Source organism: Streptomyces sp. YIM 98790, from assembly GCF_011421595.1.
Taxonomy (GTDB): domain Bacteria; phylum Actinomycetota; class Actinomycetes; order Streptomycetales; family Streptomycetaceae; genus Streptomyces.
Genome location: NZ_WTLH01000298.1, coordinates 1 through 4,605 on the forward strand (window position 1 = coordinate 1; position 4,605 = coordinate 4,605).

General features: G+C 75.4%; 4 protein-coding genes and 1 pseudogene. All 5 read right to left on the reverse strand.

Annotated elements, in window-relative coordinates:
- On the reverse strand, positions 1 to 1,149 hold a 1,149-nt coding region (locus GQS09_RS26995; protein ID WP_313896362.1), incomplete at its 3' end, for a cytochrome P450.
- A gap of 377 nt (positions 1,150 to 1,526) precedes the next feature.
- Positions 1,527 to 2,987, reverse strand: a complete 1,461-nt coding sequence (locus GQS09_RS27000) for a cytochrome P450 (protein WP_165990152.1) — start codon at positions 2,985 to 2,987, stop codon at positions 1,527 to 1,529.
- A pseudogene (locus tag GQS09_RS27005) lies at positions 2,984 to 3,620 on the reverse strand (GTP-binding protein). Before GQS09_RS27005 ends, GQS09_RS27000 begins: the two are co-directional and overlap by 4 nt.
- A 46-nt stretch (positions 3,621 to 3,666) precedes the next feature.
- On the reverse strand, positions 3,667 to 4,026 hold the full coding sequence (locus tag GQS09_RS27010) for a DUF742 domain-containing protein (protein ID WP_165990153.1): 360 nt from the start codon (positions 4,024 to 4,026) through the stop codon (positions 3,667 to 3,669).
- Entirely contained in the window at positions 4,023 to 4,436 is a 414-nt protein-coding gene (locus tag GQS09_RS27015; protein WP_165990154.1) for a roadblock/LC7 domain-containing protein, read from the reverse strand. Before GQS09_RS27015 ends, GQS09_RS27010 begins: the two co-directional genes overlap by 4 nt.
- Positions 4,437 to 4,605 lie beyond the last annotated feature (169 nt).

Consider the following 4,605-nt stretch of genomic DNA (forward strand, 5'->3'; position numbering starts at 1 on the left):
TTCGGGGCCCGGGGCGGATTCCGGCTCCGGCTCCAGTCCCGGCCCGCGCTCCGGTGCCGGGGCCGGGGCCGGGGCCGGCCGGTGCGGGGCCTCGGCCGGGGGGAAGCGCACCGGCAGGGCGGCCAGCGCCCGGTGGAACGGCCCCGGGCGCCGGGCCAGTGCGCCGTCCGGCACGGCGAGTTCGAGATCCGGCAGCCGGTCCAGCAGCCGTTCCACCGCCACCGTGGCGATCAGCCGGGCTTGCCGCTGCGCCGGACAGGCGTGCGGCCCGGCGCTCCACGCCAGATGCGCCCGGTTCCCGGCCCGCTGCTCGACCGCGTGGGCCGGGTCGGTGTTGGCGGCGGCGAAGCTCACCACGACCGGCATGCCCTCGGGCAGCAGGACCCCGTCCAGCTCCACGTCCCGCACCGGGTAGTGGATCGCGTAGTTGTCCATGGGCGGGTCCTTCCACAGCACCTCGTCCAGCGCGTCCTCCACCGCCAGCCGGCCGCCGGTCAGACTGGTGGCGAACCGCTCGTCGGCCAGCAGCAGCCGCAGCGCATTGACGATCAGGTTCTGCTCCGGCTCGGTGCCCGCGCCCAGCAGCAGGACGAGCTGGTGCACGAGTTCCTCGTCGGTCAGTCCGGCCGGGTGGTCGATGAGCCAGGAGACCACGTCCGGGCCGGGCTCCCGGCGCTTGAGCCCCACCAGGTCGGCGGCCGTGCGGGTGAGGAGGTCGTTGCAGCGTTCGGCGTCGCGGCCGTCGAAGATGCCGGACATGCCCTCCACGAGGAGGTCGCCGTGGCCGGCCGGGCAGCCGAACAGCCGGTTGAACACCAGCAGCGGCAGCACCTTGGCGTACTGGTTCCGCAGGTCGGCCTCGCCGTCCGGGGCGAAGCGGTCGATCAGGGTGTCGGCGCTCTCCTCGGTGAAGGCGCGCACCTCGGCGGGCTCCAACCGGTCCAGCGCATCGGTGATGGCCTGGCGCAGCCGCCGGTGCTCGGCGCCGTCGCTCCACAGGGCGTTCGGGCGGTGGATCATCATCGGCAGCACCGGGCTGTCCTGGGGGACCCGGCCCTCGGCCAGATCGCGCCAGCGGCGCGGGTCCTTGGAGAACAGCTCGGGGCTGCGCAGCACCCGCAGCGCTGTCTCGTAGCCGGTGACCAGCATGGCGCGGACGCCGGGGGCGAGTTCCACGGGGGCGGCGGGCCCGGCCCGGCGCAGCCGGGCGTAGACGGCCCGGGCGTCACCGGCGAGCGCGGAGCCGTGCAGCGGCTCGGCCTCCGGGCGGTGGGCGGGACAGCCGGGAGGCGGGGACGGGGTGCCGTCGGCCGCCTCGGGGACCGGGGCGGACGGGGCGGACGGGGCGGACGGGGCGGTGTCGGCGGTCAAGGCATCGGACGCGGCGGGCTGAGACGTCACTTGCCCTCCTGGAGCGCGGGACGGATTCGGGGCGGGGTGCTGGCCGCGGGCCGGGCGGGGGCCGGACCGCGGGGCTTGGGCGGAGCCGGGCTGTGCCGGTGCGGGGCCGGGCCGGGATCGTCAGGTCACTCGCCCCGCCACCACTGGGCGAACGCGGCCTGCATCCGGGCCAGGGCGGAGGGGCGCCGGGCGGCGGCGGCCCGTGTCCCGACGGGATCGGCCGCGGCCTCCGCGGCGGTGCCGCCGGGACCGGGCGGCCCGGCCGTCCCCGGGTCCGGCCCCGGGTGCGGGCCCGGACCCGGGGACGGGGCGGCGGTGGGCGCGGGCGCCGGGGGTATGCCGGTGACCGGCAGTGCCTGGAGGGCGCGGAAGAACGGCCCCGGCAGCCAGCGCAGTTCCTCCGCCGGGACGGCCGGCCGGAGGTCGGGCAGCCGGTCCAGCAGCGTCTCGACGGCGACGGTGGCAATCAGCCGGGCGTGGCCGCGGGCCGGGCAGGTGTGCGGTCCGGCGCCCCAGGCCAGGTGGGCCCGGCTGCCCCGGCGCCGCTCCGGGTCCGGGGCCAGATCGGCGTTGGCCGCGGCGAAGCTGACCACCACCGGACGCCAGGCGGGCAGCACGGTGTCGCCGAGCAGGGTGTCCCGCACCGGGAAGTACACCCCGCGGTTCGCCAGCGGCGGGTGGGTCCACAGCACCTCGTCGATGGCGTCCTCCACCGGCAGGCTGCCGCCGGACAGATCGCCGCCGAAGCCGTCCCCGGCGAGCAGCAGACGCAGCACGGCGACGATCAGGTTGTGCTGCGGCGGCACGGCGAAGGAGGCCACCAGCAGGTACTGGTGGGCGAGTTCGCTGTCGGTCAGGCCCGCCGGGTGGTCCGCCATCCGGCTCAGCAGGTCGTCCCCGGGGTGCCGGCGCTTGTGGGCGACGAGCTCGCGGGTGGCGGCCAGCAGGTCCTGCCAGGCGTCCCGGGCGGCCGCCGGGTCACCGCTGCGGTAGGCGACCGCCAGGGTGGTGGCGGCCTCCTGGAGCCGCTCGGCGTGCGCGGGCGGGCAGCCGGAGATCCGGTTGAAGACCAGCGCGCACAGCGGTACGGCGTAGTCCGCCAGCAGGTCCGCCCGGCCGCCGTGGCCGTCCCCGGGTCCCCCCGCGGGGCCGTCCCATGCCTGCCGCCGCAGCGCGTCCGCCAGGCCGCCCGCGACCTCCTCCACCACGGAGCGCAGCGTGGCGGAATCCACCCCGTCCAGCGCGTCGGAGATGGTCTGCCGCAGCCGGAGGTGCTCCTGGCCGTCCGAGAGATAGCAGTGCGGCTTGTGCGCGAGGGTCAGCGCGACCGGCCCGGCGGGCGGGACGGTGCCGTCCCGCAGTTCCGGCCAGCGGCGCGAGTCCTTGACGAAGAGTTCGGGGCTGCGCAGCACGTACAGGGCCTCGGCGTAGCCGGTGACCATGGTGGCGCGCACCCCGGGGGCGAGTTCCACCGGGGCGGCCGGTCCGTGCTTGCGCAGCCGGGCGTAGACGGCGCCGGGATCGGCGGCGAACTCCTCGGTGTACAGCGGCTCGGGGGCGGGCCCCCCGGCGGCCGGCGCGGTCACATGTACTCCAGCGGGTGGGGTTCCCAGCGCGGGTTCTCCATCAGGTACTCCACGAGCGCGATCAGCGCGCGGGCCGACGACCTGCGGTCGCGGGCGTCGCACCGCACCAGCGGGGTCTCGGGCAGCAGATCAAGGGCCTCGCGCAGTTCGCCGAGGTCGTGTTCGGGCGCGTCGTCGAACTGGTTGATGGCCACCGCGTAGGGCAGCCCGTGTTCCTCCAGCAGGCCGATGACGTCGAAGGACTGCGTGAGCCGGCGGGTGTCGGCGAGCACCAGGGCGCCCAGCGCGCCGCGCGTCATGTCCCGCCACAGCTCGGTGAAACGCTGCTGGCCCGGCGCGCCGAACAGGTACAGCACCAGGCGGTCGTTGAGGGTCAGCCGGCCGAAGTCCATGGCCACGGTGGTGGTCTTCTTGTCCCGGGCCCCGGCCAGGTCGTCCANTCTTCTTGTCCCGGGCCCCGGCCAGGTCGTCCACCAGGGCGCCGGCCTGGGTCATGATCTCCTCGGTGCGCAGCGGGGGGATTTCCGACATGGAGCCGACGAAAGTGGTCTTGCCGACCGCGAAGTGCCCCACGACCAGGAGCTTCACCGCCATCTGCACGCTGCGCCGCAGATACACCCCGGCGTCCGTCATGCCGCTGCCGCCGGGGGCGGACGGACGCACCGTGACCTGGGCTGTGTCAGAGGAGCGCGCGAAGTCCATCAAGCACCTCCTGGAGGACCCGGCCGTCGGACGGACGGGCGGTGGGTATCGGGGTTCGGGTGACGATGTGGCCGCTGTCCATCAGATCGGCGACCAGCACCTTGGTGACGCTGGCCGGGAGTTCCAGGTGCACGGCGACCTCGGCGACGGACAGCGACCCCGGTCGGCACAGCTCGACCAGCCGGCGCTTCTCCGGGCTGAGTCCGGTGAGCGGTTCGCCGTTCACCGCCACCAGCAGGGTGACCAGGTCCAGGGTGTTGCGGGAGGGGTAGGCGCGGCCGTCGGTGACCACATAGGGCCGGACCAGTCCCGCTCTGCGGCGCCGGGAGGAGGTCATGCCTCGGAACCAGGGTCCTGCCGTGCGGGGCTGGTGAGTTCCCGCCCCAGCCGGTCGACCAGCTTGTGCATGCGGTAGGTGACGGCCTCCATGTCCACCTGCTCGGTGGTGGAGACTGCCAGGTAGGCGCCCTCCCCCGCGGCGACCAGGAAGACGAAGCCGTGCGCGAACTCCACCAGGGTCTGCCGCCAGGGCGCGTCGGGGCTGCCGCAGAACTCGGCGGTGGTGCGGCTGATGGACTGCAGTCCGGACAGGCCGGCGGCCAGCCGTTCGGCGTCGTCGACGGAGATGTGGGCGGAGTGGGCGCGCAGCAGGCCGTCCGCGGAGAGCAGGATGGCGTGCCGGGCCTCCGGCACCTTGAGCACGTCGTCCAGCATCCAGCCCAGTTCATTGGTGGTGCGGGGGATCATCCTCGGCCCTTCCGTTCGTCACCCGGAGCCTTTTCGTCGTCCGCGCCCTGCGGCGCGCCGTCTGCGGTGCGGTGCGGCGCCCCGGACGCCGCGCGGCGCGGGCCGCCCGGATCGGGGGCGGGGCCGCCGTCGCCGCCTCCGCCGCCTCCGCCTTCGTCACCGTCGCCCC